Source organism: Kitasatospora sp. NPDC089509 (genome assembly GCF_044749365.1).
Taxonomy (GTDB): domain Bacteria; phylum Actinomycetota; class Actinomycetes; order Streptomycetales; family Streptomycetaceae; genus Kitasatospora.
On the sequence record NZ_JBIVHS010000009.1, the window covers coordinates 54881 to 79750 of the forward strand.

At 71.4% G+C, this 24870-nt stretch carries 25 protein-coding genes and 1 riboswitch; of the genes, 7 read left to right on the forward strand and 18 right to left on the reverse strand.

Annotated features, from left to right (window positions below):
• The first annotated feature begins 436 nt into the window (after positions 1-436).
• From ACIP4P_RS20560 to ACIP4P_RS20570, 3 genes are all read left to right on the forward strand, one after another.
• Positions 437-1732, forward strand: a complete 1296-nt coding sequence (locus ACIP4P_RS20560; protein WP_400920683.1) for an extracellular solute-binding protein — start codon at positions 437-439, stop codon at positions 1730-1732.
• 208 nt (positions 1733-1940) lie between these two features.
• Positions 1941-2999 carry an SIS domain-containing protein gene (locus tag ACIP4P_RS20565; protein WP_350511933.1) on the forward strand — a complete coding sequence of 353 codons (1059 nt, stop codon included), beginning with the start codon at positions 1941-1943 and terminating at the stop codon, positions 2997-2999.
• 429 nt (positions 3000-3428) lie between these two features.
• Positions 3429-4940 carry a sensor histidine kinase gene (locus ACIP4P_RS20570; protein WP_400920685.1) on the forward strand — a complete coding sequence of 504 codons (1512 nt, stop codon included), beginning with the start codon at positions 3429-3431 and terminating at the stop codon, positions 4938-4940.
• 462 nt (positions 4941-5402) lie between these two features.
• On the opposite strand, the gene ACIP4P_RS20575 is transcribed toward ACIP4P_RS20570, so the two are convergent.
• Positions 5403-5654, reverse strand: a complete 252-nt coding sequence (locus tag ACIP4P_RS20575; RefSeq protein ID WP_014138019.1) for a WhiB family transcriptional regulator — start codon at positions 5652-5654, stop codon at positions 5403-5405.
• Between the two features lie 370 nt (positions 5655-6024).
• Positions 6025-6996: a diacylglycerol kinase family protein gene (locus ACIP4P_RS20580; protein ID WP_350511934.1), complete on the reverse strand. Its 972-nt coding sequence runs from the start codon at positions 6994-6996 to the stop codon at positions 6025-6027.
• 50 nt (positions 6997-7046) lie between these two features.
• Between ACIP4P_RS20580 and ACIP4P_RS20585 the strand changes: the two genes are divergently transcribed.
• Positions 7047-7463 (forward strand): hypothetical protein, encoded by a 417-nt coding sequence (locus ACIP4P_RS20585; protein WP_400920385.1) that lies wholly within the window; start codon positions 7047-7049, stop codon positions 7461-7463.
• Between the two features lie 102 nt (positions 7464-7565).
• Here ACIP4P_RS20585 and ACIP4P_RS20590 read toward each other — a convergent pair whose 3' ends face one another.
• The 8 genes from ACIP4P_RS20590 to sodN all read right to left on the reverse strand — a co-directional run bounded on the left by ACIP4P_RS20590 (position 7566) and on the right by sodN (position 13849).
• A complete protein-coding gene (locus tag ACIP4P_RS20590) occupies positions 7566-8558 on the reverse strand; it encodes an RNA polymerase sigma factor SigF (protein WP_400920387.1) in 993 nt (330 codons plus the stop codon).
• 153 nt (positions 8559-8711) lie between these two features.
• On the reverse strand, positions 8712-9122 hold the full coding sequence (locus ACIP4P_RS20595; RefSeq protein WP_350511937.1) for an anti-sigma regulatory factor: 411 nt from the start codon (positions 9120-9122) through the stop codon (positions 8712-8714).
• A gap of 149 nt (positions 9123-9271) precedes the next feature.
• Entirely contained in the window at positions 9272-9748 is a 477-nt protein-coding gene (locus ACIP4P_RS20600; RefSeq protein WP_400920389.1) for a GNAT family N-acetyltransferase, read from the reverse strand.
• Between the two features lie 9 nt (positions 9749-9757).
• Positions 9758-10141, reverse strand: coding sequence for a nuclear transport factor 2 family protein (locus ACIP4P_RS20605; protein ID WP_350511939.1), 384 nt, complete (start codon positions 10139-10141; stop codon positions 9758-9760).
• 88 nt (positions 10142-10229) lie between these two features.
• Positions 10230-11222, reverse strand: a complete 993-nt coding sequence (locus ACIP4P_RS20610) for an ABC transporter substrate-binding protein (RefSeq protein ID WP_400920392.1) — start codon at positions 11220-11222, stop codon at positions 10230-10232.
• Positions 11223-11290: 68 nt separating this feature from the next.
• Positions 11291-12079 carry an ABC transporter ATP-binding protein gene (locus ACIP4P_RS20615; RefSeq protein ID WP_400920394.1) on the reverse strand — a complete coding sequence of 263 codons (789 nt, stop codon included), beginning with the start codon at positions 12077-12079 and terminating at the stop codon, positions 11291-11293.
• Positions 12076-13128 (reverse strand): iron ABC transporter permease, encoded by a 1053-nt coding sequence (locus ACIP4P_RS20620; RefSeq protein WP_350511942.1) that lies wholly within the window; start codon positions 13126-13128, stop codon positions 12076-12078. Before ACIP4P_RS20620 ends, ACIP4P_RS20615 begins: the two co-directional genes overlap by 4 nt.
• Positions 13129-13224: 96 nt before the next feature.
• A riboswitch (cobalamin riboswitch) is annotated at positions 13225-13364 on the reverse strand.
• 89 nt (positions 13365-13453) lie between these two features.
• Positions 13454-13849: a superoxide dismutase, Ni gene (gene sodN, locus ACIP4P_RS20625; RefSeq protein WP_045699892.1), complete on the reverse strand. Its 396-nt coding sequence runs from the start codon at positions 13847-13849 to the stop codon at positions 13454-13456.
• A 287-nt stretch (positions 13850-14136) separates the two neighbouring features.
• Here sodN and sodX point away from each other — a divergent pair, with 287 nt between their 5' ends.
• Entirely contained in the window at positions 14137-14499 is a 363-nt protein-coding gene (gene sodX, locus ACIP4P_RS20630) for a nickel-type superoxide dismutase maturation protease (protein ID WP_350512064.1), read from the forward strand.
• 4 nt (positions 14500-14503) lie between these two features.
• Here the strand turns inward: sodX and ACIP4P_RS20635 are convergent, their stop codons facing one another.
• The 5 genes from ACIP4P_RS20635 to ACIP4P_RS20655 all read right to left on the reverse strand — a co-directional run bounded on the left by ACIP4P_RS20635 (position 14504) and on the right by ACIP4P_RS20655 (position 19338).
• Positions 14504-15091, reverse strand: coding sequence for a CGNR zinc finger domain-containing protein (locus ACIP4P_RS20635; RefSeq protein ID WP_400920397.1), 588 nt, complete (start codon positions 15089-15091; stop codon positions 14504-14506).
• Positions 15092-15225: 134 nt separating this feature from the next.
• Positions 15226-16020, reverse strand: a complete 795-nt coding sequence (locus ACIP4P_RS20640; protein WP_400920399.1) for an amino acid ABC transporter ATP-binding protein — start codon at positions 16018-16020, stop codon at positions 15226-15228.
• Complete coding sequence (locus ACIP4P_RS20645) at positions 16017-16991, reverse strand: amino acid ABC transporter permease (RefSeq protein ID WP_400920401.1); 975 nt, start codon at positions 16989-16991, stop codon at positions 16017-16019. Before ACIP4P_RS20645 ends, ACIP4P_RS20640 begins: the two co-directional genes overlap by 4 nt.
• A gap of 36 nt (positions 16992-17027) precedes the next feature.
• Positions 17028-17954 carry an ABC transporter substrate-binding protein gene (locus ACIP4P_RS20650; RefSeq protein ID WP_400920403.1) on the reverse strand — a complete coding sequence of 309 codons (927 nt, stop codon included), beginning with the start codon at positions 17952-17954 and terminating at the stop codon, positions 17028-17030.
• A gap of 457 nt (positions 17955-18411) precedes the next feature.
• Positions 18412-19338: an ABC transporter substrate-binding protein gene (locus ACIP4P_RS20655; protein WP_400920405.1), complete on the reverse strand. Its 927-nt coding sequence runs from the start codon at positions 19336-19338 to the stop codon at positions 18412-18414.
• A gap of 587 nt (positions 19339-19925) precedes the next feature.
• Between ACIP4P_RS20655 and ACIP4P_RS20660 the strand changes: the two genes are divergently transcribed.
• Positions 19926-21119 (forward strand): NADP-dependent malic enzyme, encoded by a 1194-nt coding sequence (locus tag ACIP4P_RS20660; RefSeq protein ID WP_400920407.1) that lies wholly within the window; start codon positions 19926-19928, stop codon positions 21117-21119.
• Between the two features lie 208 nt (positions 21120-21327).
• The gene (locus tag ACIP4P_RS20665; protein WP_400920409.1) at positions 21328-22290 is read left to right on the forward strand and encodes a zinc-binding dehydrogenase; all 963 of its coding nucleotides are present in this window, start codon (positions 21328-21330) and stop codon (positions 22288-22290) included.
• Between the two features lie 161 nt (positions 22291-22451).
• On the opposite strand, the gene ACIP4P_RS20670 is transcribed toward ACIP4P_RS20665, so the two are convergent.
• The 3 genes from ACIP4P_RS20670 to ACIP4P_RS20680 all read right to left on the reverse strand — a co-directional run bounded on the left by ACIP4P_RS20670 (position 22452) and on the right by ACIP4P_RS20680 (position 24813).
• Positions 22452-23507: a PadR family transcriptional regulator gene (locus ACIP4P_RS20670; protein ID WP_400920411.1), complete on the reverse strand. Its 1056-nt coding sequence runs from the start codon at positions 23505-23507 to the stop codon at positions 22452-22454.
• 1 nt (position 23508) lies between these two features.
• Positions 23509-24432, reverse strand: a complete 924-nt coding sequence (locus ACIP4P_RS20675) for a DUF4097 family beta strand repeat-containing protein (protein ID WP_400920413.1) — start codon at positions 24430-24432, stop codon at positions 23509-23511.
• Between the two features lie 198 nt (positions 24433-24630).
• The gene (locus tag ACIP4P_RS20680; RefSeq protein WP_350511954.1) at positions 24631-24813 is read right to left on the reverse strand and encodes a DUF6104 family protein; all 183 of its coding nucleotides are present in this window, start codon (positions 24811-24813) and stop codon (positions 24631-24633) included.
• Between the last annotated feature and the right edge of the window lie 57 nt (positions 24814-24870).

Genomic DNA, 24870 nt, shown 5'->3' on the forward strand with positions numbered 1-24870 from the left:
CCGGGCGGACTTCACCGGCGCTGTCCGGGGACGTCGGCCGACGGGCCCGTCATGCGCATGTCGCATGACGGGCCCGTTCTGTTTCCCGGGCGTTGACCCGGACTCTCACCGAATGACCGTGTTCTCTCAAGCAGGCCTTAAATCCACCTTAAGTCCTACCTACGGTGACGGCCCGGCGACTGATCGCCACTCGGTACAACGGCTCTGCAACGGCCTTGGCCACAGGGCCTGTTGGCCGTTGACACCACCCTTGGTCTAGGCCAGAGTCCATGCATCCGGTTCGAAATCGAACCTCACCGGATGTGGTATCGCGCCCTCCTCGAAGCTCTTCGCCGCCCCCTCCCGGACTCCCGCCGCGGGCGCGCCAATCACGCTGTCGGCCGGCACCACCGCTCCTGGACAACCCTCGGAGGATGGCGTGAAGAAGCGTCAGCTCATGTCGACGCTCGGGATCATGGCCCTCGCGGTCGGACTGACGGCCTGTTCCTCGGCCGGATCGCCCTCAGGCGACGGCAAGGGCGCCGCCGCCGCCTCGAAGGCCGCCACCGGCAGCGTCACCGTCTGGCTGATGGACGACGCCCAGAAGAACTGGCCGGACCTGGTCCAGCGGGTCAACGACGAGTTCGCGGCCAAGTACCCGGGCGTCAGCCTCAAGCTGGTCTACCAGGGTTGGGCCGACAAGGTCGGCAAGCTCGACAAGGCGCTCACCGACGGCAACGCCCCCGACGTGGTCGAGCTCGGCAACACCGAGACGATGAAGTACGTGCTCTCCGGCGCACTGGCCCCGGTGGACCGCACCACCTTCGACAACTCCGACAGCTGGATCAAGGCGCTCGCCAACACCTGTACGTACCAGGACAAGCTGTGGTGCGTGCCGTACTACGCCGGCGCCCGGGTCGCCGTCTACAACTCCACCACCTTCCAACAGGCCACCGGCAGCGCGGAGTTCCCCAAGACCGAGAACGACCTGGTGACCGCGCTGGACCGGATCGCCGACAAGAACAAGTCCGACAGGACCTTCTCCCCGCTCTACCTGCCCGGGCCGTACTGGTACGCCGCGATGAGCTACGTGGCCGCGTACGGCGGCAGCATCGCCAAGTTCGACAGCTCCGGCAACTGGCACGGCACCCTGCACGACGCCAAGTCCCAGCAAGGCATCGGCCACTTCGTCGACCTCGTCCGCAAGTACAACAAGGGCGACCTGACGCAGAACGAGCAGAACCAGTTCGAGTCGATGGCGCGCGGGCACGCCGCGTCCTTCTACGGCAACGGCTTCGAGGCGGCCAGCGTCATCGCGCCGGTCACCGGCGACCCGACCCTCAAGGACGCCGTCAAGGTGGCCACCATGCCCGGCCCGGACGGCAAGCCGCTGCCCACCTTCATCGGCGGCTCCGACCTCGCCGTCACCGCCAAGTCCCAGCAGGTGGCGCTGGCCAGTGACTGGATCCGGATGTTCACCAGCACCAAGTCCGAACAGGCGTTGGCCGACAAGGACATCCTGCCGAACAACCTCACCCAGCTGAACCCGCTGAAGAACAAGCCCAGCACCGCCGCCGCGGCCAACGCCGTCCCGGACGCCTGGTTCACCCCGCTCGCGCCCGGCTGGGGCGCGGTGGAGAAGCAGAAGATCATCCCCGACATGCTGACCGCGATCCTCAAGGGCAAGTCCGTGGACCAGGCCACCAAGGACGCCGACGCCGCGATCGACCAGCTGATCAACAACCCGTCCTGACGCCCGGACCGCCCGATCGCTCGGTCCGGACGGCCCGGACCGCGCCCTCCCGCCCGCCGGGAGGGGGCGGTCCGGGGGTGCCCCGCCGGGGGAGCGCTCGTAGGATGCCCAGGAAGAACCGCAGCGAGTGTGCGGACTCGCCGCCGTAGAGGTCCCCGTCGGGCATCCCGCCCGGGCGGGGTCGACCCATCTCATCGGAGGCATCCAGATGTCCGACCCGCAGACCGTTCCCGTCCCCGGCCGGATCATGGCGGCGGAGATGGCCGAGCAGCCGGCCGTCCTCCAGCGCATCCTCGACGAGGGGGCGCCGAAGATCCGCGAGATCGCGGCCGGGATCGCCGCCCGCAACCCGCGCTTCGTCCTGCTGACCGCGCGCGGCACGTCCGACAACGCGGCGCTCTACGCCAAGTACCTGATCGAGATCCTGCTCGGCAAGCCGGCCGGGCTGACCTCGATGTCCACCACCACCGCGTACGGGGCCAAGCCGGACCTCACCGACGTCCTGGTGATCACGGTCAGCCAGTCCGGCGGCTCGCCGGACCTGGTCGCCTCCACCAAGGCCGCCCGCGAGGCCGGGGCGATCACCCTCGCCGTCACCAACAACCCGGACTCCCCGCTCGCCGAGGTCTCCGAGTTCCACATCGACGTGCTGGCCGGGCCGGAGAAGGCGCTGCCGGCCACCAAGACCTACACCGCCGAGCTGCTGGCGCTCTACCTGCTGGTCGAGGGCCTGCGCGGCGGGGACGGTTCGGCCGCCAAGGAGCTGCCGGGCCTGGCCGCCGGGGTGCTGGCCCGCCAGGCCGAGGTGCGGGCGCTGGCCGAGCGCTACCGCTTCGCCCAGCGGCTGGTCATCACCTCGCGCGGCTACGGCTACCCGACCGCCCGCGAGGCGGCGCTCAAGCTGATGGAGACCACCTACATCCCGGCCAGCCCGTTCTCCGGCGCCGACCTGCTGCACGGCCCGCTGGCGATGGTGGACAACGTCTCGCCGGTGATCGCGATCGTCCCGGACGGCAAGGGCGGCGAGGCCCTCCAGCCGGTGCTGGACCGGCTGCGCGGGCGCGGCGCGGACCTCGTGGTGATCGGCCAGCAGGCCCAGGTGGACGCCGCCTCGGCGGGCTTCGCGCTGCCGCCCGGCGTGCCGGAGGAGGTCCAGCCGATCCTGGAGATCCTTCCGCTCCAGCAGCTGGCCTACGAGGTCACCATCGCCCGCGGCCAGGACCCGGACGCCCCGCGCGCCCTGGCGAAGGTCACCGAGACCCACTGAGTGGAGCGGTCCGGCCCCCGTCCACAGGCTGTGGACGGGGGCCGGACCGTTGAGCGGCGGAACATGGTCGCGGGGGAGCGGGCCGGCGGGAGTCACGGCCCCGGAAAGCACTACGGGCCACGGCGCCGACACGGGACCCTCAACCCATGCGGCACCGCAGCCCGGAGCTGTCGTCGGGCGCCGGAGTCGATCGAGAACTGTGCGGGGTCCTCGTTCGGCGGCGTCCGACCGAGGAGAAGCCGCGCGCGGTCAGGGCAGTTGCGCGGTGGGCCTCTCCTTGGTGCCCTTTCATTGTGGACTAGACCAATCTGGGTTGTCCAGGCCGCTCGGCACATTGGTCTAAACAACTCCGGACAGTCATCCACCGCCAGCGGACAGTCCGCCGAGCCCCCTGCCGGGCGGCGGCGCTACCCTCGCCATGTGCCCTCGTTGAACGAACTCGTCCGCCGCCACACCACCCTGACCGGGGCCGACGTGGAATGGCTCCACCACCTGGTCTCGGAGTGGCAGCTGCTCTCCGACCTCTCCTTCGCCGACCTGGTGCTGTGGATCCCCACCTGGGACGGCATCCGCTACGTCTCGGTGGCGCAGATGCGGCCCAACACCGGGCCCACCTCCTACCAGGACGACATGGTCGGCCACCTCGTCCCGCGCGGTCGCCGCCCGCTGCTGGACGCCGCCTTCGACGAGGGGCGGATCGTCCGCGAGGGCGACCCGGAGTGGCGCGAGGAGGTCCCGGTCCGGGTCGAGTCGATCCCGGTCCGGCGCGAGGGCAAGGTGCTCGGGGTGATCGCCCGCAACACCAACCTGCTGACCGTGCGCACCCCCAGCCGGCTGGAGCTCACCTACCTGCAGAGCGCCTCCGACCTGGCCCAGATGATCGCGGCCGGCAGCTTCCCGTTCCCCGGCGTCGAACAGGCCGACATGGACGCCGCGCCCCGGGTCGGCGACGGCCTGATCCGGCTGGACGCGGACGGCGTGGTCACCTACGCCAGCCCCAACGCCCTCTCCGCCTACCACCGGCTCGGCCTCACCACCGACCTGGTCGGCAGCCACCTCGGCCGGGCCACCGCCGAGCTCGCCCCGCCGTCCCGCTCGGCCGTCCACGAGGCGCTGGTGAAGCTGGCCAGCGGCTGGGCGCCCCGGCAGACCGAGGTGGAGGCCCAGGGGGGAGTGGTGACCCTGCGGGCGATCCCGCTCAAGCCCAAGGGGATCCTGACCGGTTCCCTGGTGCTCTGCCGGGACGTCACCGAGCTGCGCCGCCGCGACCGCGAGCTGATGACCAAGGACGCGACCATCCGGGAGATCCACCACCGGGTGAAGAACAACCTGCAGACCGTCGCCGCGCTGCTGCGGCTGCAGTCCCGCCGGATGGACTCCGAGTCCGGCCGGGCCGCGCTGGACGAGGCGGTGCGCCGGGTCGGCTCGATCGCGATCGTGCACGAGACGCTCTCCCAGGCGCTGGACGAGAAGGTCGCCTTCGACGAGATCGCGGACCGGGTGCTGGCGATGGTGATGGAGCTGTCCCAGGACGGCCGGGTGGCCACCCGTCGCACCGGGAGCTTCGGCATCCTCTCCGCCGAGGTGGCCACCCCGCTGTCGATGGTGCTCACCGAACTGCTGCAGAACGCGCTGGAACACGCCTTCGGTCCGACCGCCTCCGGGAACCTGGAGGTGAGCGCGCTGCGCGGCCGGGCCCCGGCGACCGGCATGGGCTGGTCGGACAGCTGGAACGGCGGCGCCCGGCCGGAGGAGTACCTGCTGATCACCGTGCAGGACGACGGTCGTGGCATGCCGGAGGGCTTCGACCCGAAGACGGCCGGCAACCTCGGGCTGCAGATCGTCCGGACGCTGGCCACCGGTGAGTTGGGCGGGACCTTCGACATGGTGGCCGGTCCGAACGGCGGGACCAAGGTGATCCTGGAGATCCCGGTCCGCTGAGGCGCGCGGTGCACCGAGGCGCGCGGTGCAGTCGGTGCATTCGGCGCGCGGTGGGGGCGCGTACTCGACACAAGCGCCGGGCGCGCACTCCGCGCGCCCGGCGCTGCCGTTGCGTCGCCGCCGTTCGGGCGCGGAAACAGAAACGAGGCCCTGTCGACCGGGGGGGGTGGGTCGACAGGGCCTCTCAACCCGTTCCGGCCGTCGGGGGGAGTCGGCCGGAACGGGGGCTCTGGGTGGTGCGGCACCTCGCATGTGCGTTGCACACGGTGAGCGCCTCAGCTCCACAATATTGCTCTAAGTGAACAGTATCAAGTGGCTGGACGGTCCGGTGTCGCGGGGCCTCGACCAGCAAGGCCCTTTGTGCGGAAGGCTTCACCAGGAGGTGCAGGGAAGCCTTTGATCATGTGTTGATCGGTACTGCGGTTACTGCTGGTACTACGGCGTGTGACCGGATGCTGCTGATCAGGCGGTGCGGGCGCGGTTGCGGGCGGCACGGCGCTTCATCGCGCGACGCTCGTCCTCGCTCATGCCGCCCCAGACGCCGGCGTCCTGGCCGGTCTCGAGAGCCCACTGGAGGCACTGCTCCATCACCGGACAGCGGCGGCACACGGCCTTGGCTTCCTCGATCTGCAGCAGAGCAGGACCGGTGTTCCCGATCGGGAAGAACAGCTCCGGGTCCTCTTCGCGGCAGACAGCGCGGTGGCGCCAGTCCATGGTCGTCCAACTCCTCCTGCCGCGGGGGGTGGCCCGATCGGCATAATCGAATGGCTTGTGAATGTGAACGCTTTCACGAATCCCACAACAGCAAAAGAGACCAAAGGCCCATCGGGCCCGGGTGGTCTGTGCTGGGAGGGGATTCGGCGATTCGAGGGACACCCCGCGGTCGGCGCTCCTGTGGTTCCGGAGTTGCCGTCGCTGCGATGTGTCCCGATCGCCATGTAGAGGTTCGCAAACCTCGGGCTCGGATACAACCCCCTTCGGGGAGGAATTTTTGATTCTTCGGTGTCGCCTAGCTCACAGCCAGTACTTCTATGGAGTGAAGGGGGCTTGTGCGTTCGAGAAGAAGGGCGAAGCCCGCTTCCGGTCACACAATCACACGCAGTGCCCGCCGTACGCCTGTGAAACTGACGCGACTCCGGTCTCCAAGATGGTCCCCGTCGACCTGGAACGGGACGGGTTCCTGGGAAACCAAGGTGAAGTGTCTGACGTCGTGATAGGAGACGACGTGCTTTCCGGACGGGCCGGCCGGCGGGGTGCCATCGCTCGAAGACCCGTACGACCGCAGGATCTGACGGATCGTTCGAGCAGTACCGAACGCCGTCATCCGGGTGATGCCGAAGGCGTCCAGATCGGTGTCGAAGGAGGCGAGTGGTGAGGGGTAGACCGGACGGTTGCCGAGGAACGTCCACGGCGAGGTGTTGCTGACTATGGCCAGCACCAGGCCCGGAACGGTCTCGCGGCCCGGGATTTCCAGGGCCACGGGGCCCGAGCGGCGCTGGTCACGCTGGGTGAAGTAGTGCCGGAGCGCCTGTCCCACGTACAGCGCGTGGGTGGACTTGCGCCCGGCCCGGCGCTGCTCCTCGACCCGGCCGACCACCCCCGCGTCGAAGCCGAGGCCGGCGGTGAAGGTGAACCAGCGGTCCGGCAGTCCCTCGGTCATCGCCTTGCCCAGCCCGATCGGCCGCTCGTGCCCGTGCTCCAGCGCGTCCAGCAGGGCGCCGGTGGCCTCCACCGGGTCGTTGGGCAGGCCGAGCGCGCGGGCGAACACATTGGTCGAACCGCCCGGCACCACGGCCAGTCGCGGGACCTTCTCGCCCGGGCCGTGCGTCAGCAGCCCGTTCACCACTTCGTTGACGGTGCCGTCCCCGCCCAGCGCCACCACCAGGTCGACCGTGCCGTCCTGCGCGGCCTCCCGGGCCAGATCGCGTGCGTGGCCCCGGTACTGGGTCTCGGCGACCTCCAGCTTGAGGTCGCTGCGCAGCGCGTGGATCAGTACGTCCCTGGTCCGGCCACTGGTGGTGGTGGCCTTGTGGTTCACGACCAGGAGAGCGCGCATGGGGAAAGCCTACGGGGCCGTACGGGCCGACCGGCGGCTACCCTGCTGGAGTGACCGCAGAAACCTCCGCCCCCGCACCCGCCCGTCCGGTCCCGCTCACCCTGGGCGCCGCCATCACCGCGCTGGAGGGCGCCGCGCTGGCCGTCGTCGGAGTCTCGGACATGGTGTCCGCGCTCTCCGGGCAGGCCAAGCAGCTGGCCCTGAACGAGTTCGGCGGCCTGGTGATCGTGCTGCTCGGAGTGCTGCCGATACTGGCCGCCCGCGCGCTGCTCAAGGGGCGCCGCTGGGGCCGCAGTCCCGCCGTGCTGACCAACTCGATCTGCCTGCCGGTCGCTTACTACATGATCGAGAGCGGCGGCGCGATGATCGCGGTCGGCGCGCTGGTCGGACTGCTCGGCCTGGTGGGCATCGGCGCGCTGCTGAACCCGAAGTGCACGGCGGCGCTGTACAGCGACCAGCAGGACTGAGCACCGGCAGGACCGGGCACCGGCAGGACCGAGCGCACCCCCGAACGACCGGACGGCCGCCACAGCACGAGCTGTGGCGGCCGTCCGGTCGTTTCCGCGTTCCTACTCCTCCACGAGGAGCTTCTCCCGCAGCTGGGCCAGCGTCCGGGCGAGCAGCCGGGAGACGTGCATCTGGGAGATCCCCACCTCGGCGGCGATCTGCGACTGGGTCATGTTCCGGAAGAACCGCAGCACCAGGATCTTCTGCTCCCGGGGCGGCAGTTGGGCCAGCAGCGGCTTGAGCGACTCGCGGTACTCGACGCCCTCCAGCGCCTCGTCGGTCGCGCCCAGGGTGTCCGCCACGGCCGGCGACTCGTCGTCGCTGTCCGGGACGTCCAGGGACAGCGTGGAGTAGGCGTTGGCGGACTCCAGGCCCTCCAGCACGTCCTCCTCGGAGATCCCCAGGTGCTCGGCCAGCTCGTGCACCGTGGGGGAGCGGCCGTGCCGCTGGGAGAGCTCGCTGGTGGCCGTGGTGAGCGACAGCCGCAGCTCCTGCAGCCGGCGCGGGACGCGCACCGCCCAGCCCTTGTCGCGGAAGTGCCGCTTGATCTCACCGACGATGGTCGGCGTCGCGTAGGTGGAGAACTCGACCCCGCGCTCGTGGTCGAAGCGGTCCACCGACTTGATCAGCCCGATGGTGGCGACCTGGGTCAGGTCGTCCAGCGGCTCGCCGCGGTTGCGGAACCGCCGGGCCAGGTGCTCGACCAGCGGGATGTGCATCCGCACCAGCTGGTTGCGCAGCTCGACCCGCTCCGGGGAGCCCTCGGGCAGCACGGACAGCCGGACGAACAGCGCGCGGGCGGCCTCCCGGTCGGGCGCGCCGGTGCGGTGCGAGACCTGGGCGGGCACGGCGCCGTGCAGCTCCGCGGCCTCCTGCGCCGGCTCCTGCGGCGGAGGGGAAGCGGGCGTCGGCTCGGACGTCGGCTCGGTCGGGTGGCTCATCCGGTGGGCGTCCTTCGGGTGCGCTTCGTCGTTGGCGGCGAGGCCGGAAACGCTCGCCTGGGTCGGTACGGCAGGTCCCGCCGTCGCGAGGCCGGTACGGTCCAGATCACTCACGGCCATTCCCCCGTTCCGTTCCGGGAGCACCGGGGCCGAGGCCCCGGCATCGTCTCGTTGGTCGTACCGCCCCGGGGGCGGTACCGGGAGCCGCCCGTCGGCCCCGGGAGGGGGACGGCGGACGGCCCTTGCAGGGTGCTGCTCGGTGCCCGGTCAGTGGGCGGCGGACCCGCCGCGCTTCTTGTGCAGGCTGATCGACACGGTCTTGTCCTCGGCGACCGAGGAGTCCACCTCACCGGCCAGTGCGGAGAGCACCGTCCAGGCGAAGGTGTCCCGTTCGGGAGCCTTGCCGTCCGTGGTCGGAGCGGCGACGGTGACCTTCAACGAGTCGCCGACCAGCCGGAACTCGCAGGACAACACGGAGCCGGGCACCGCCTGCTGGAGCAGGATGGCGCAGGCCTCGTCGACCGCGATCCGCAGGTCCTCGATCTCGTCGAGGGTGAAGTCCAACCGGGCGGCGAGCCCGGCCGTCGCTGTTCGCAGCACGGAGAGGTAGGCCCCCGCCGCGGGCAGCCGGACCTCCACGAAGTCCTGAACTCCGAGATCGCTGTCGATCTGGGACACCCTTGCCTCCTGGGTGACGCGCTGTGCTTGCTTGGTACCCCCGAGGGGGCTTCCTTCCGCACCCGGTGCGGGAGTTACTCATGGTAAGGCATTGCGACGCAGGGTGGCAGGGGCTTTGCCCCTACTCCGTGCGTCCGTTCCGCGTCCGTTCAACGGCTCCCGGCGGCCGCGAGTGCCTCGTCGGTGAGACGGTAGACCGTCCAGCCGTTCATCGGCACCGCGCCGAGCGACTTGTAGAAGTCGATCGAGGGCTGGTTCCAGTCGAGCACCGACCACTCCACCCGCGCGTAGCCGCGCTCGACGGCGATCCGGGCCAGCTCCAGCAGCAGGGCCTTGCCGTGGCCGCCGCCGCGGGCCGCCGGGCGGACGTACAGGTCCTCCAGGTAGATCCCGTGGGTCCCGCGCCAGGTCGAGAAGTTGCGGAACCAGAGCGCGAAGCCGACCGGCTCGCCGGTGGTGTCGTCCTCGGCGATCAGGCCGAACACCGCCGGTTCGGCGCCGAACAGCGCCTCGCGCAGCTGCTCCTCGGTGGCCACGGCCTCCTGCGGGGCCTTCTCGTACTCCGCCAGTTCGCGGATCATGGCCAGGACCAGGGGGACGTCGGTGACGACGGCGGTGCGGATCATGCCGCGAGCCTACTGCTCGGGCCCCGCCTCGTCCCAGGCCTGGAGCGTGGTCTGGTCGACGATCCGGCCGTCCCGCAGGCCGGCCACCGAGGCGGCGAGCACCCGCACGCCGTCGGGGTAGCGGCAGGACTCCAGGAAGGCGACCCGGTCGTCCTGGACCACCACCTGCTCCAGCTTGTGGGTCATCTCGCGGCCGTAGACGTCGTCCAGCATGGCCCCGATCTCGTCCCGCCCGTGCATCACCAGGGGGTGGCTGGGCTGGGTCCTGCGGTCGACCACGCGCAGTTCGGCGTCCTCGGCGTACAGCGCCAGCAGTGTCTCGGCCTCGCAGCGTTCGATGCCCTCGCGCAGCGCGCGGGTGTCGAAGGCGGCGGCGGCCGCGGTTGCGGTCATGGCGGCACTCCTCCGGTCGGGTTCCGTCGGCTCGCACTTCGAGCGTACGCCCGGCGGGTGCGGGCCCGGCCCGACCGGAGGAGGGCGGTCAGCGGGCCGGGACGGTGCGCAGGTAGTCGGCCAGCGCGCTGATCGCGGCCGGGTTGCGCGGGCTCTCCACCAGGTCGACGTAGTCCATCACGAAGATCCGGTCGTTCTTCACCGCGGAGACGTTCGCCAGCGGCGGGAAGGACAGCAGGAACTTCCGCTTCTCCTCGGCGCCCGGGGTGGCGTAGTTGTTGATCACGATCACCTCCGGGTCGCGCTGCACCACGCTCTCCCAGCCGGCGGTGACCCAGGTGTCCGCGAGGTCGCCCATGATGTTGTCGCCGCCCGCCTTGGCGATGATCTCGTCGGCGGCGGCGAACTTCCCGGCGGTGTACGGCTTGTCCTGCCCGCTGTCGTACAGGAAGACGGACGGGCGGTGCCCGGGGGCCGGGACGGCGGCGATCCTCGCCTTGGAGTCGGCGATCAGCTTGTCGGCGCGGTCCTTGACGTCGAAGATCTCGCCGAGGTTGGCCAGGTCGGTGTAGAGCGCCTCCAGCGGGTCCATCACCCCGCGCTCGCTGCCCTTGCCGCTGCGGCAGGACTCGCTGAGCACGTAGGAGTCGACGCCGAGCGCCTTGAACGCCTGCGGGGTGACCCCGCTGCCCTCGTCGAAGCCGTAGTGCCAGCCGGCGAACACCAGGTCGGCCTTGGCGTCCAGGGCGATCTCCTTGGTGAGCACCTTCTTGGAGAGCCACTTGGTCTGCTGGTAGCCGTCCTTCCAGGCCACCTTGTCGACCTGGCCCTTGTCGTCGGGCATCACGTAGCCGGCCATCCGGTCGGCCAGGCCGAGGGAGAGCATCAGCTCGGTGATGTTGACGTCGTTGGTCACCACCCGGGCGGGCTTCTGCGCGAAGGTGAGCTTCTCGCCGCAGTTCTCCACGGTCACCGGGTAGTGGGCGGAGGTGCTGCCGGCCTGGCTCGGGGCGATCTCGGCACCGCAGGCGGTCAGGCCGAGGGCGAGCAGGGCGGCGGTGGCAACGGCCTTGGTACGCACGCTACTTCTTTCGGGTCGGAGCGGGGCTTCGGGAGGACGGACGGGATTCAGGGGAGGGCGGACGGGATTCAGGGCAGGCGGTCGAACAGCAGCTGGACGGCGCCGGTCTCCGGATGCCGGACCGGAGTGGCCCGGACCCCGAACACCTCGGCCAGCAGGGCGGGTCGCAGCACCTCCGCGGGCGTGCCGGAGGCGACGATCCGCCCGGCCGCCAGCACGTACAGCCGGTCGCAGTGGCCCGCGGCCAGGTTGAGGTCGTGCAGCGCGGTGAGCACCGTCGGCCCGGCCTCGCGGGCGATCGCCAGCACCTCCAACTGGTGGGCGATGTCCAGGTGGTTGGTGGGTTCGTCCAGCACCAGCAGGCGCGGCTCCTGGACGAGCGCGCGGGCGATCAGCACCCGCTGCTTCTCGCCCCCGGAGAGGTTCAGGAAGCCGCGCTCGGCGAGGTGTTCGGCCCGGACCCGGCGCAGCGCGGCCGTGCAGCGCTCCCGGTCCGCCCCGGTCGGGCCGCCCAGGCCGCGCCGGTGCGGCAGCCGGCCCATGGCGACCACCTCGGCCACCGTGAAGTCGAACTCGGCGGAGTGCTCCTGGGTCAGCGCGGCCACCCGGCGGGCCGCCTCGCGGGCGGTGAGCGCGTGCAGGTCGTCGCCGTCCAGCCGGACCGCGCCGCCGGCCGGTCGCAGCACCCGGTAGACGCAGCGCAGCAGGGTGGACTTGCCGCTGCCGTTCGGGCCGATCAGCCCGACCACCTGGCCGGCCGCGGCCGCCAGGCTCACCTCGTGCACCAGCCGGGTGCCGGCCAGTTCCACCGAGACGCCGTCGACGGCCAGCTCCTGGGCCTGCGTCACCCCGGTCACCGGGCGCCCCCGAAGGCCTGGCCGCGGCGGCGCATCATCAGCAGGAAGGCGGGCACCCCGAGCACCGCGGTGAACACCCCGACCGGCAGTTCGGCGGGCGCCAGCAGGGTGCGCGAGGCGATGTCCACCCAGACCAGCAGCAGCGCCCCGGCGAGCGGTGCGACGGCCAGTACCCGGCGGTGCCCGGCGCCGACCAGCATCCGGGCCAGGTGCGGCATCAGCAGCCCGACGAAGCCGATCGCCCCGCTGACCGCGACCACGGTGCCGGTGACGGCGGCGGTCACCACGAACAGCTCCCGGCGCAGCCGCTCCGGGTCCACGCCGAGCGAGGCGGAGGTCTCGTCGCCCATCGCCAGCGCGTCCAACCGCCCGGCGGCGCAGGCCAGGTACGCGATGCCGGCGAGCACGGCGCAGGCGGCGATCGGCACCTTGCCCCAGGTGGCGCCGCCGAGGCTGCCGAGCAGCCACATCATGGCGTCCCGGGCGGCCTCGGCGTTGTCCGAGGAGAACACCATCAGGGTGGTCAGGGCGGAGAAGCCGTAGGAGAGCGCGGTGCCGGTGAGCACCAGCCGCAGCGGGGTGAGCCCGTAGGCGGTGCGGGCGGCGAGGTAGACCAGCACCATGGCGAGCAGCGCGGAGCCGAACGCGGAGACGGAGACCGCCCACACCCCGAGCGAGGCGAAGGCGCCGAGCAGCAGGACGGCGTTGGCGCCGACGGCGGCGCCGGAGGAGATGCCGAGCACGAAGGGGTCGGCGAGGGCGTTGCGCACCAGCGCCTGGACGGCGACCCCGGTGGCGGCCAGTCCGCCGCCGACCACGGCGGCCAGCACGGTGCGCGGCAGCCGGAGCTCCCAGACGATCGCGTACGCCGCGGCGTCGCTCGCTTCCAGTCGGCCGCCGGTCAGCCCGGCGCCCAACAGTCGCAGCACGCGCGGGAGTTCGATCCCGGAGGCGCCGAAGGCGACCCCGCAGACCAGCGAGACCAGCAGGGCGGCGGCGAGTCCGACGGCGAGCGGGACGGTCGGTATTCGGCGAACGGGGTCACTCACGTGCGGGGCGCGCCTTGCCTCGGGCCGCGGGTGTGCCGGGGCGGGCGCCGGTCGGGGGCGGGCCCGGGCGCCGTCCCCTCGCAGTCCACGGCGAGTTGTCGGGAGGTCAGCGGCCGAGGGCGATCGGGCTGGCGCGGTCGGTCGGACCGCGCTCACCGTTGCGGGACAGCGCCGGATTCGCACCGGACTTCCCCCTCGGACGCCCTGGCAGCATAACAGCCGCTCAGGGCAGGCAACCCTTACCGGGGGCGGGTCGCACGTGGACGCACGACCGCCCCCGTCCGAACGGTGCGGACGGGGGCGGTCGGGTGGCGACGCGTCAGGCTCAGGCCTGCTTGGTCTCCCAGAAGATCTTGTCGACCTCGGCGATCAGGTCCAGCAGGGCCTGGCCGGTGGCCGGGTCGGTGGACGCCTTGGCGGCCGAGGCGGCCTTCAGGGTGTCGTTGATCAGCTGGTGCAGCTGCGGGTACTTCTCGAAGTGCGGGGCCTTGAAGTAGTCGCTCCACAGCACCGAGATGTGGTGCTTGACGGCCTCGGCGCGCTGCTCCTTGATGATGATGGCGCGGGCGCGGAAGTGCGGGTCCTCGTTGGCCTGGTACTTCTCCTGGGTGGCCTTGACCGACTCGGCCTCAAGCTTGGCCTGCGCCGGGTCGTAGACACCGCACGGCAGGTCACAGTGGGCGTGGGCGGTGGCGCGAGGTGCAAACAGACGAGAGAACATGGGAGTCCTTCCTTAGATCGTCTTCCCGCGCCCGAGACTACCCTTCCGGCCTCGCGGTTTCGCGGTCGGAGGGTGGGCCTAGGGCGAAAGACGGACCCGGAACCGGGGTAATCCGGGCATCGAACGGATGACGGTCCGTACGGCAGACTGGGGGCGGTCGGTCCGGTCAGGTCGGTTCCGGTCCCGGAGGAGGAGTCGTGGCGCGGAGCGCGCGGAGCACGGAGCCGCAGGGCGGTGCGCGGGTCGGCCCGGTGCCGTTCGGGCTGGTCGACGTGGCGGGCCCGTCGATGGTGCCGACCCTGCGCGAGGGCGACCAACTGCTGGTCCGCTACGGCGCGCCGATCCGGCCCGGCGCGGTGGTGCTGTTCCGGCACCCCTTCCAGCAGGACCTGCTGGTGGTGAAGCGGGCCGCCGAGCGCCGCCCGAAGGGCTGGTGGCTGCTGTCCGACAACCGGCCGGTGGACAGCGACAGCCGCAGCTACGGCCCGGTCCCGGACGACCTGGTGCTCGGCCGGGTGCTGCTGCGGCTGCGCCCGAGCCCGGCCTGGCTGGCGCCGGGGCGCGGGCTGGAACGGCTGCTGCTCGGCTCCCGGCTGGCCCGGGTGCCGGGGCTGGCCCGCCGGCTCGGGGTGTTCGTCGAGGAGGTCTAGGGCCCTAGCCGCCCGCGTGCAGCGCCGCCTCGGCCTCCTGCCGCTTGCGGGCCCGGTACGCGGCGACGTTGGCGCGGGTCGCGCAGCGGTCGGAGCAGTAGCGGCGGGAGCGGTTGGTCGAGGTGTCCAGGTAGGCGTTGCGGCAGGGCGCGGCCTGGCAGATGCCGAGCCGGTCGGCGCCCAGTTCGGTGAGGTGGACCGCCAGTCCCATGCAGGCGACGGCGCTGAAGTGGGCGGTCGCGGTGGGGGAGTTGTCGGCCAGGTGCAGGTGCCAGCGCGGCCGTCCGGCGTCGTCCAGGTAGTCGTGCCCGGAGACCAGCGGGCTGACCGGGTACTCGATCAGCAGGCTGTTCAGCAGGTCGACGGCCCGGATCTCGTCCCCCTCGGCGGCGGCCTCGAACACCCCGCGCAGCCTGGTCCGCACCGCCCGCAGCCGGGGCACGTCGGACTCCTCGGAGAGCGCGGCGGCCCGCGCGGAGTCGGAGAACAGGCCGCGCACCGAGTCCACCGAGGTCAGGGTGTCGGTGCCGCGCTCGGGTTCCTCGGTGTTCACCAGCCGAACGGCGAGGTCGGCGTACGAGGCGAGCTCCACGGCGGTCCTTCCAGGGGTTTCGGTAACGGGCTGACTGCTTCCAGCCTATTACCCGGCGGGGGAAAACGGCGGCGCCCGGCAGGAAACCGCCTGCCGGGCGCCGGTCGTACGGGCGCGGAGGTCCTCCGCGGGCCTCAGAGGACCTTGGAGAGGAAGGCCCTGGTGCGCTCGTGCTGCGGGTCGGTGAGCACCTCGCGGGGATTGCCGGACTCGACCACCACGCCGCCGTCCATGAACACCAGCGCGTCGCCGACCTCGCGGGCGAAGCCCATCTCGTGGGTGACGACGATCATCGTCATCCCGTCCTCGGCCAGGCCGCGCATGACGTCCAGGACGTCGCCGACCAGCTCCGGGTCGAGCGCCGAGGTGGGCTCGTCGAAGAGCATCAGCTTGGGCTGCATGGCCAGCGCGCGGGCGATCGCGACGCGCTGCTGCTGGCCGCCGGAGAGCTGGGAGGGGTAGTTCCTCGCCTTGTCGGTGAGGCCGACCCGCTCCAGCAGGGCCATGCCGCGCTCCCGGGCCTCGGCCTTGCTCTCGCCCTTGACCTGGACCGGCGCCTCCATGATGTTCTCTATGGCGGTCATGTGCGGGAACAGGTTGAAGTGCTGGAACACCATGCCGATGTCCCGGCGCTTCTGGGCGACCTCGCGGTCCTTCAGCTCGTGCAGCCGGTCGCCCTTCATCCGGTAGCCGACGAGTTCGCCGTCCACCGAGAGCAGGCCGCCGTTGATCTTCTCCAGGTGGTTGATGCACCGCAGGAAGGTCGACTTGCCGGATCCGGAGGGGCCGACCAGGACGAACACCTCGCCCTTGCGGACCTCCAGGTCGATGCCCTTGAGCACTTCCACCAGGCCGTAGGACTTGCGCACGCCCCGGGCTTCGACCATGGCGACGGCCTTGCGGTCCTGCGGCTTCGTCAGATCGGTCATACGTGGCCACCTCCTTCGAGGCCCGGCACCACGTCGTCCTTGGTCGGCGGGACGGGCCGGCCGGCGAACAGGCGGCGCAGCCGCTGCAGCGGCGTGGGCGGGAGCACCCGGTTGGCGCCGCGGGCGTAGTGGCGCTCGATGTAGTACTGGACCACGGTGAGGATCGAGGTCATCAGCAGGTACCAGATGCTGACGACGATCAGCAGCGGGATGGTCTGGAACGTGCGCGAGTAGATGTTCTGGCCGGCCCGGAGCAGTTCCTCCAGGGCGATCGACGAGACCAGCGAGGTGGTCTTCAGCATCGAGATGGTCTCGTTGCCGGTCGGCGGGATGATCACGCGCATCGCCTGCGGCAGGATGACCCGGCGCATGGTGTTGAACTGGCTCATGCCCAGGGCGTGGGCGGCCTCGGTCTGGCCGAGCGGCACGGACTGGATGCCGCCGCGGACGATCTCCGCCATATAGGCGGCCTCGTTGAGGCCGAGGCCCAGCAGGGCGGCCACGAACAGCGGGATCGCCTCGTTGGTCGGCTTGGACCAGAAGGCCGGGCCGAACGGGATGCCGATCGAGATGTTGGCCCACAGGGTGCCCAGGAAGTTCCAGAACAGCAGCTGGACCAGGACCGGGGTGCCGCGGAAGACCCAGATGTAGAACCAGGCGGTGCTGGAGAGCACCGGGTTCGGCGACAGGCGCATGATCGCGAGGATCACGCCGCCCGAGACGCCGATCAGCATGGAGAGGAAGGTCAGTTCGAGGGTGACGCCGAGGCCGTGCAGGATCGAGGAGTCGAAGAGGTACGTGCCGACGACGTCCCACTGGAACTGGGGATTCGTGGTGAGGGCGTGGATCAGCATGGCCGCGAGGAGCGCGACGACTGCTGCCCCGACCCAGCGTCCGGGGTGGCGGACCGGGACGGCCTTGAGGGTTTCGGGCCGTCCCGGGGGCACCGGCCCCTGGTCGGAAGAGTTCACTGTGTGGCCTCAGGGGGTGTGGTCAGAGCGGTGGGGTCAGCTGGTGGCGCCGTTGACGACGGACTTGTCGATCGCGCCCGCCTGCACGCCCCACTTCTCCAGGATGCTCTTGTAGGTGCCGTCCGCCATCAGGGACTGGACGGCGCCCTGGACGGCCTTGGTGAGCGGCGAGTTCTTCTGCAGCACGACGCCGTACGGGGCGGTGTCGGTCACGGCGCCGAGCTTCTCCAGCTGCCCGTTGGTCTGCTTGAGCGCGTAGTCGACGACCGGGGAGTCGGCCAGCATGACCTGGTCGCGGCCGGAGACCAGCGCCTGGGTGACGTCGGTCTGCAGGTCGAACTTGTCACCGTCGTTGGGGATGGTCGGCTTGCCGGCCTTGGTGCAGGCGGCGTTGATGGTGTCCTTGATCGCGGCGGCCTGGGTGGTGCCGGTCTGGACGGCGACCTTCTTGCCGCAGAGGTCGTTGGGGTCGATCTTCTCCGGGTTGCCCTTCTTCACCGCGATACCGGTACCGGCGCTGAAGTAGGTGACCATGTCGACCGAGGCCTCGCGCTCCTTCGTGTCGGTGAAGGAGCTCATGCTCATCGCGTACTTGTTGCCCGTGATGCCCGGGATGATCGCGTCGAACGTGGCGTTCTGGACATCGGCGGTCAGGCCCAGCTTCTTGGCGATGGCGTTGGCCAGGTCCACGTCCATGCCGACGATGGCGCCCTTGTCGTCCTTGAACTCGTTGGGGGCGTACGAGGCGTCAGTGGCGACCACGAGCTTGCCGGCGGACTTGATGTCGGCCGGGACGAGGGCGGCGAGCGACGCGTCGGAGATCACCGCGGGGACGGACACACTGGCGTTGGCACCGCTGGAGGACCCGGACTTGCTGCTGCCGCAACCCGTCAGTACGAGGGAGACGGAGACGGCAGCCACGCCGGCCGCGAAGAGGCGGGTGCGCTGGGTACGGACGCTCATGAGGGGGATCTCCTCCTGGGGAGAGAAATCGGGCGGAGGCGCCGCGGGAGCGGCGCACCGGGGCAGCTGGCCGTACGGAGCCGTACGGATGGGTATGTCGCTGTACGTCGTCGTACGTGCGTTGCCGGGTGGTGCAGTTGCCTGGGCGGATGGGGGCTGCCCAGGGTGGTGCGGGTACTGCTTCCGCCACCCTCCGCCGAGGTGGACGTCGACCTGGAACCGCCTCGACCGGTGGCCGGCTCGATCCGAGATGGGGGGAATCCTGCCATCTGATGACAGTCAGATGGCCCTCATCCAGATCAAAATCGGATAACGAGGGCTCAAGCTGTCCGCTATTCGGACGGATCGCGTGCCCCTGTCACCCTGCGTATAAGTATGCAGATCTGTTTGTGCTCCGCCGGAAGCCCCGCCGGGACGGGCGGGGCCCCCGGCGGAGCCCCGAAGGGCCCCGGCGGGCTCAGATGCCGCCGTTGACCACCGCGTTCTGCGCCGCGCCGGCGCTCACGCTCCACTTGGCGAGGACCTTGTCGTACTCGCCGCTGCGGATCAGCTGGTCCACCGCCTTGGACAGGGTGTCGCGCAGCTCGGTGTCCTCCTTGCGCACCGCGATCCCGTACGGGGTGGAGGTGGACTGGGCGCCGGTCACCTCGAAGCGGGCGCCGCCGTCGGTGTTCTTCGCCGCGTAGGCGGCCACCGGGAAGTCGTTCAGGCCGGCCGCCGCGGTGCCGGCGGAGATCTCGGCCAGCGCCTTGGCGTCGGTGTCGAGGCGGTGCACGGTCAGCTGGCGGCCGGTGCGGGCGCAGACCGCCACCTGCCGGGTGGCGATGTCGTCCTGGGTGGTGCCCTGCTGGAAGGCGATCGTCCGGCCGCACAGGTCGTCCAGGGTCCGGATCCCCTTGGGGTTGCCCTTCGGGACGACGATCGAGGTCCCGGCGATGAAGTAGTCGACGAAGTCGACGCCCGGGTTGACCTGCTTGCCGTTCTCGTCCAGGCCCTCGCGGCGCTGGCGGACGTCGCTGAGCGCGGACATCGCCACGTCGAACTGCTTGCCCTGGAGGTTCGGTATCAGCTTGTCGAACGGGGTGTCCACGAACTCGACCCGCACGTCGAGGATCTTCCCGAGGGCGGCGGCGAGGTCCGGGTCGAGGCCGGTCGGCTTGCCGTCCGGGCCGCGGAACTCCACCGGCGCGTAGTTCACGTCCATGCCGATCCGCAGCACCCCGGCCGAGCGCTGGGCCTTCGGCAGCTTGTCGCGGACGTCCTTGACCGGGTCGCTCGCGGCGGCCTGCCCGCCACCGCCGCATCCGGTGAGCAGCAGGGCTCCGGCCGCCGCCAGGGCGGCGGCGGCGAAGGCCGGGCGACGGGCAGGGGGGAGGTGAGGCATGAGGGTGCTCCTGGGGGCGGACCGCGGTCACGGCGGTGGTCGCACGCGTGTACGCGGAATGGCGGACAGACGATCCTGCCATCCCGCCCTGCCGGGCCCGGCGGCGGGTGTGTCAGAATTCGGTACCGGGTGACCCCCGAATGCTCGAACCAGGCCGACGAGCCCCGACAGGCTCGGGGTGCTCGGGAACGGAAGTCATCACGTGGCTCCGTATCCGGAGCGCCGAATCCCCTACGGGCCTGCGTTCACCCCCGCGGGTAAGCGTGCCGCCACGCCGTTGCCGCCGCCGGAGTCCGGTGCTTCCGACACTCGGGCCCCAGCAGACGCGACAGCACGGCGATGAACGGTGCGTGACGAGGACGAAAAGGCATAGGTGCGATGCCTTGGTCCGACCTACGCTCGGCCCGGTAGCACAACGCGGACAACAGACCAGACCCCATAAAAACCCTCATCCGAGGGCGCCATCCGACGGTAGCGCCCCCGCCCCGACCCCGGGTCCGCCCTCGGCGTACCCGGTTTCCGGTTTCCGGCCGGGGCGCCCGTCCGTCGGCCGCGCACCTCGCCAGATCAATGACGAAGAGGTCATCGTGGCAGCGGAGATCATCAGCAGCACCCAGGACACCGTCGATCCCGTCGACGCCGTTTTCGCGCTCCACCGCGGCGGCAAGATGGAGATCCGGGCGACCGTGCCGGTGCGGGACGCGGACGACCTGTCCCTCGCCTACACCCCCGGTGTGGCGCGGGTGTGCACGGCCATCGCCGAGCAGCCGGAGCTGGTCAACGACTACACCTGGAAGTCCAACACCGTCGCGGTGGTCACCGACGGCACCGCGGTGCTGGGCCTCGGTGACATCGGCCCGGAGGCCTCGCTCCCGGTGATGGAGGGCAAGGCCATCCTGTTCAAGCAGTTCGGCGGCGTGGACGCGGTGCCGATCGCGCTGGCCTGCACCGAGGTGGACGAGATCGTCGAGACGGTGGTCCGGCTGGCCCCGTCCTTCGGCGGCGTCAACCTGGAGGACATCTCCGCCCCGCGCTGTTTCGAGATCGAGCGTCGGCTCCAGGAGGCCCTGGACATCCCGGTCTTCCACGACGACCAGCACGGCACCGCGATCGTCACCACCGCGGCCCTGTGGAACGCGGCCGAGGTGACCGGCCGGGAGATCGGCTCGCTGCGGGCCGTCATCTCCGGCGCCGGCGCGGCCGGCATCGCGATCGCCAAGATGCTGCTGGCCGCGGGCATCGGCGACGTGGCCGTGTGCGACCGCAAGGGCGTGGTCCACCAGGGCCGCGAGGACCTGACGGACGTCAAGGCCGAGATCGCCGAACTGACCAACCGCACCGGCCTGAAGGGCACCCTGGCCGACGCGCTGGCCGGCGCCGACGTGTTCATCGGCGTCTCCGGCGGCACCGTGCCGGAAGAGGTCGTGGCGACCATGGCGGAGGGCGCGTTCATCTTCGCGATGGCCAACCCCAACCCGGAGATCCACCCCGAGGTGGCGCACAAGTACGCGGCGGTCGTCGCCACCGGGCGCAGCGACTTCCCGAACCAGATCAACAACGTGCTGGCCTTCCCGGGCATCTTCGCGGGCGCCCTCCAGGTGCGGGCCTCCCGGATCACCGAGGGCATGAAGCTGGCTGCCGCCAAGGCGCTGGCCGGCGTGGTGGCCGACGAGCTGACCCCGCAGAAGGTCATCCCCTCGCCGTTCGACGAGCGGGTCGCCCCGGCGGTCACCAAGGCGGTTGCCGAGGCCGCCCGGGCCGAGGGCGTGGCCCGGATCTGACGATCCGACGTTCGACACCCCCCCGCGAGCCGAAGGGCGCGCCGCTGCCGAAAGCGAGGAGCGACAAGCGAGGCACGAGCGCCGGAGCGACGACCGTCGGCAGCGGGTTCGAGCGCCCGGAGGCGAGCGGGGGAGTAATGGGGGCCGGGACACGCGTCACACTCACGCGTGGTTCCCGGCCCTGGCCGTCCCGGCTAGTGTCCGGGGCATGTTTGCTGCCTATGCCGCCCGTATCGACGCCGACGACCCGCTGAGCGGGCTGGAGTTGGGCGAACTCCCCGAGCCGCAGGCCCGTCCCGGCTGGAGCGTGGTCACGGTCCGGGCCGCCAGCCTCAACCACCACGACCTGTGGTCGCTGCGCGGGGTCGGGCTGCCCGCCGAGCGGCTGCCGATGATCCTCGGGTGCGACGCCGCGGGCGTCGACGAGGACGGCAACGAGGTGGTGGTCCACTCGGTGATCGGCGGGACGGGGCACGGGGTGGGCCCGACCGAGCGCCCGTCCATCCTGACCGAGCGCTACCAGGGCACCTTCGCCCAGCGGGTGGCCGTCCCCACCTGGAACCTGCTGCCGAAGCCGGCCGAGCTGAGCTTCGAGGAGGCCGCCTGCCTGCCCACCGCCTGGCTGACGGCCTACCGGATGCTGTTCACCAACGCCGGGGTCAAGCCCGGTGACACCGTGCTGGTGCAGGGGGCGGGCGGCGGGGTGGCGACCGCCCTGGTCGTCCTCGGCAAGGCGGCCGGCCTGCGGGTCTGGGTCACCGGCCGGGACGAGGCCAAGCGCCGCCGGGCGGTCGAGCTCGGTGCGGACGCGGCCTTCGAGAGCGGTGCCCGGCTGCCCGCCCGGGTGGACGCGGTGATGGAGACGGTCGGCGCCGCGACCTGGTCGCACTCGGTGAAGTCCCTGCGCCCGGGCGGCACCGTCGTCATCTCCGGGGCCACCTCCGGCCCCAACCCGAGCGCCACCGAGCTGAACCGGATCTTCTTCCAGGAGCTCAAGGTGGTCGGCTCGACCATGGGCACCAAGGAGGAGCTGGCCGGGCTGCTGGCGCTGTGCGCCAACACGGGGATCCGTCCGGTGATCGACTCGGTGCTGCCGCTGGCCGAGGCCCGGAAGGGTTTCGCCCGGCTCGCCGGGGGCGAGGTCTTCGGCAAGATCGTGCTCAACCCCTGACGGGCTCGACCCCTCGCGCGCTCGACCCATCGCGTGCTCAGCCCCCGCCGGGCTCAGCCCCCGCCGGGCTCAACTCCCGTCGTGCGACGGCCCGGTGTCCCCTGCGGAGGAGGCACCGGGCCGGAGCCGTCGGTCCGTCGACGTGTCGACGCGTCGGTGTGTCAGCCGAGCAGCCGCTTCAGCCGCTCGCCGGCCGTGCCCAGCACCGAGCGGGCCTCGGCCAGCTTCTCGGGACCGACCCCGCCGTCCCGGGCCGCGTCGCGGACCTGGTCGCGGAAGCGGTCGAGCAGCCGCTCCAGTTCGCGGGCCGGGTCCCCGGCCGGGTCGGTGCGCGCCCACGGCGGCAGGTCGGCGGGGGCGGACCGGTCAGCCTGGTCGGAGGCGTCCTTGTCCAGGTCGATCCGGGTCACCGTGACCTGCTCGGACGACTCGGCGGACCCCTCCGTCGGGTGGCCCCAGCGGGCCGCGTCGGCCAGCCCGGCCAGGCCCTTGGTCAGCTCGGACAGGCCCTCGGCCAGCCCGGTCGGCCAGTCGCCCTTCGCGGCGTGCTCGCGCACCTGCTGCTCGACCCGGCGCTTGATCCGCAGCGCCTCCTGCTGGGCGGCGGTGCGGGAGGCCTTGGCCTGCTCGCGCAGTCGGCGGGCCTCCTCCTCGGCGGCCTTCGCCTTGGCCTTGGCGGCCCGCTCCTGCTCCCGGGCGCGCTTGGCCTGCTCCTTCGCCTGCCGTTTGAACTCGGCGAACTCCTCCTTGGCGCGCTGCCAGGACTCGTTGTCGCCCCAGGGGCCGGCCCACGGGTCGGTGCCGGTCCAGGCCTTGGGGCCGTCCGGCCGGGGGGCCTGCTTGGCGGCCTGCCACAGCTCCTCGCGCAGGTCCTTGGCGCTGTCCCGGACGTCCTCCCGGATCGCCCCGGCGAGCTGGGCCACCGAGTCGTGGATCTCCACCTCCAGCTCGTCCAACTCGACCTGGCGGGCTTCGAGTTCGGCGCGTCCGGCGTCGGTCAGCCGGTAGACCTTGCGGCCGCCCTCGGTGCTGTGGCTGACCAGGCCCTCCTGCTCCAGCTTCGCCAGCCGCGGGTAGACCGTGCCGGCGGACGGTGCGTAGAGGCCCTGGAAGCGCTCCTCCAGCAGCCGGATCACCTCGTAGCCGTGCCGCGGGGACTCGTCCAGGAGCTTCAGCAGGTAGAGCCGGAGCCGGCCGTGGCCGAACACGGGGGTCATCTCAGGCCTCCTTGGTGAGGTCGGGGCCGGTGGGCGCGTCGGAGACGGGCGCGGCCGGGAGTTCCTTGGGCGCCGCCGGGGTGTCGTCCTCCGGCTCGGGGCGGCGCAGCACGGTGACCGCGCCGGAGACGGTGGTGACGTGCAGGCTGCCGCGGCCGTCGCCGAGCTGGCCGGAGATCTTCTTGGCGCCCCAGGTGCTGTTCATGGTCAGCTCGTCGAAGGTGCTGGAGACGTCGCCGCTGGTGGAGCCGGCCTCGACGGTGGCGTCGGCCAGCGAGGGGATGCGGACCACGACCGGGCCGCTGACGGTGTTGACCTTGATGTCGGTCTCGCCGGCCACGTCGAGGTCCAGGGTGACGGCCCCGGTGACGGTGTTGGCCTGGATCCGGTCGGCGGTGCCGGCGATCACGGTGAGCTGCCCGGAGACGGTGTTGACCTTGAGCCGGCCGCCGACCGCCTGGGCCTCCACGTCGCCGGTGACGGTGCCGGCGTCGATCCGGCCGGTGACCCCGGCCAGGGTGGTGCCGCCGCTGGCGCTCTGCACCGAGACGTGGCCGTCGATGCCGCTGACCGTGGAGTGCGCGGACACGGTGCCGACCTTGACCTCGGTGCCGGCCGGCACGGTCAGGGTGAGGTCGACGGAGCGCTTGCGCTTGAAGGAGTCGAAGAAGCTGCGGACCGAGCCGATGGACTTGATCCAGTCGCCGAACTCGCCCCAGCTGTTGATGTCCTTGTAGGTGGCGGTCAGGACGCCGTCCACGAGCGTCACGTGCAGCGGGTCGCCCTTGAGGTCGGTGACCTCCAGGCGGGCCGGGCCCTCGGCCGCGACCACGTTCACGGTGCCGTCGATGACGCGCACGTGCAGCGCGCGGACCTCGTCCTCGAAGGTGGTCCTGCCGGGCCCCTCGATCGTCCACTGGCTCATCTCTGCCGCCTCCCGTAGCGGATCGCGATGTATCGCGTTCTCTGTAGAAGACGATATATCGCGTGCTGGGAAAAGCAAGCGGTTCCACCCCCGAGCCCGCCCCGGACCCGACCCGGAGGTCTCCCCCTACGGGGAGGACGCCGAGGGCCCGGGAGGCGGTCGCCTCCCGGGCCCTGCGGCGGTCACGAGATCAGGACGTCACTCGTCGTCGTCCTCGTCGTCGAGCCGGGCCAGCCAGGTGGCCAGCCGCTCGACCGGGATCTCGAAGTCCGGGTTGAGGTCGACGAACTCGCGCAGGCGCTCGGCCAGCCACTCGAAGCTGACCTCCTCCTCGCCGCGCCGGTTCGCCAGCTCCTCGATGCCTCGGTCGGTGAAGTACACGGGTTCGCTCCGGTCCGCTGGGGATTGACCTGGTCAGGATAGTCCGCGCCGGTCGGC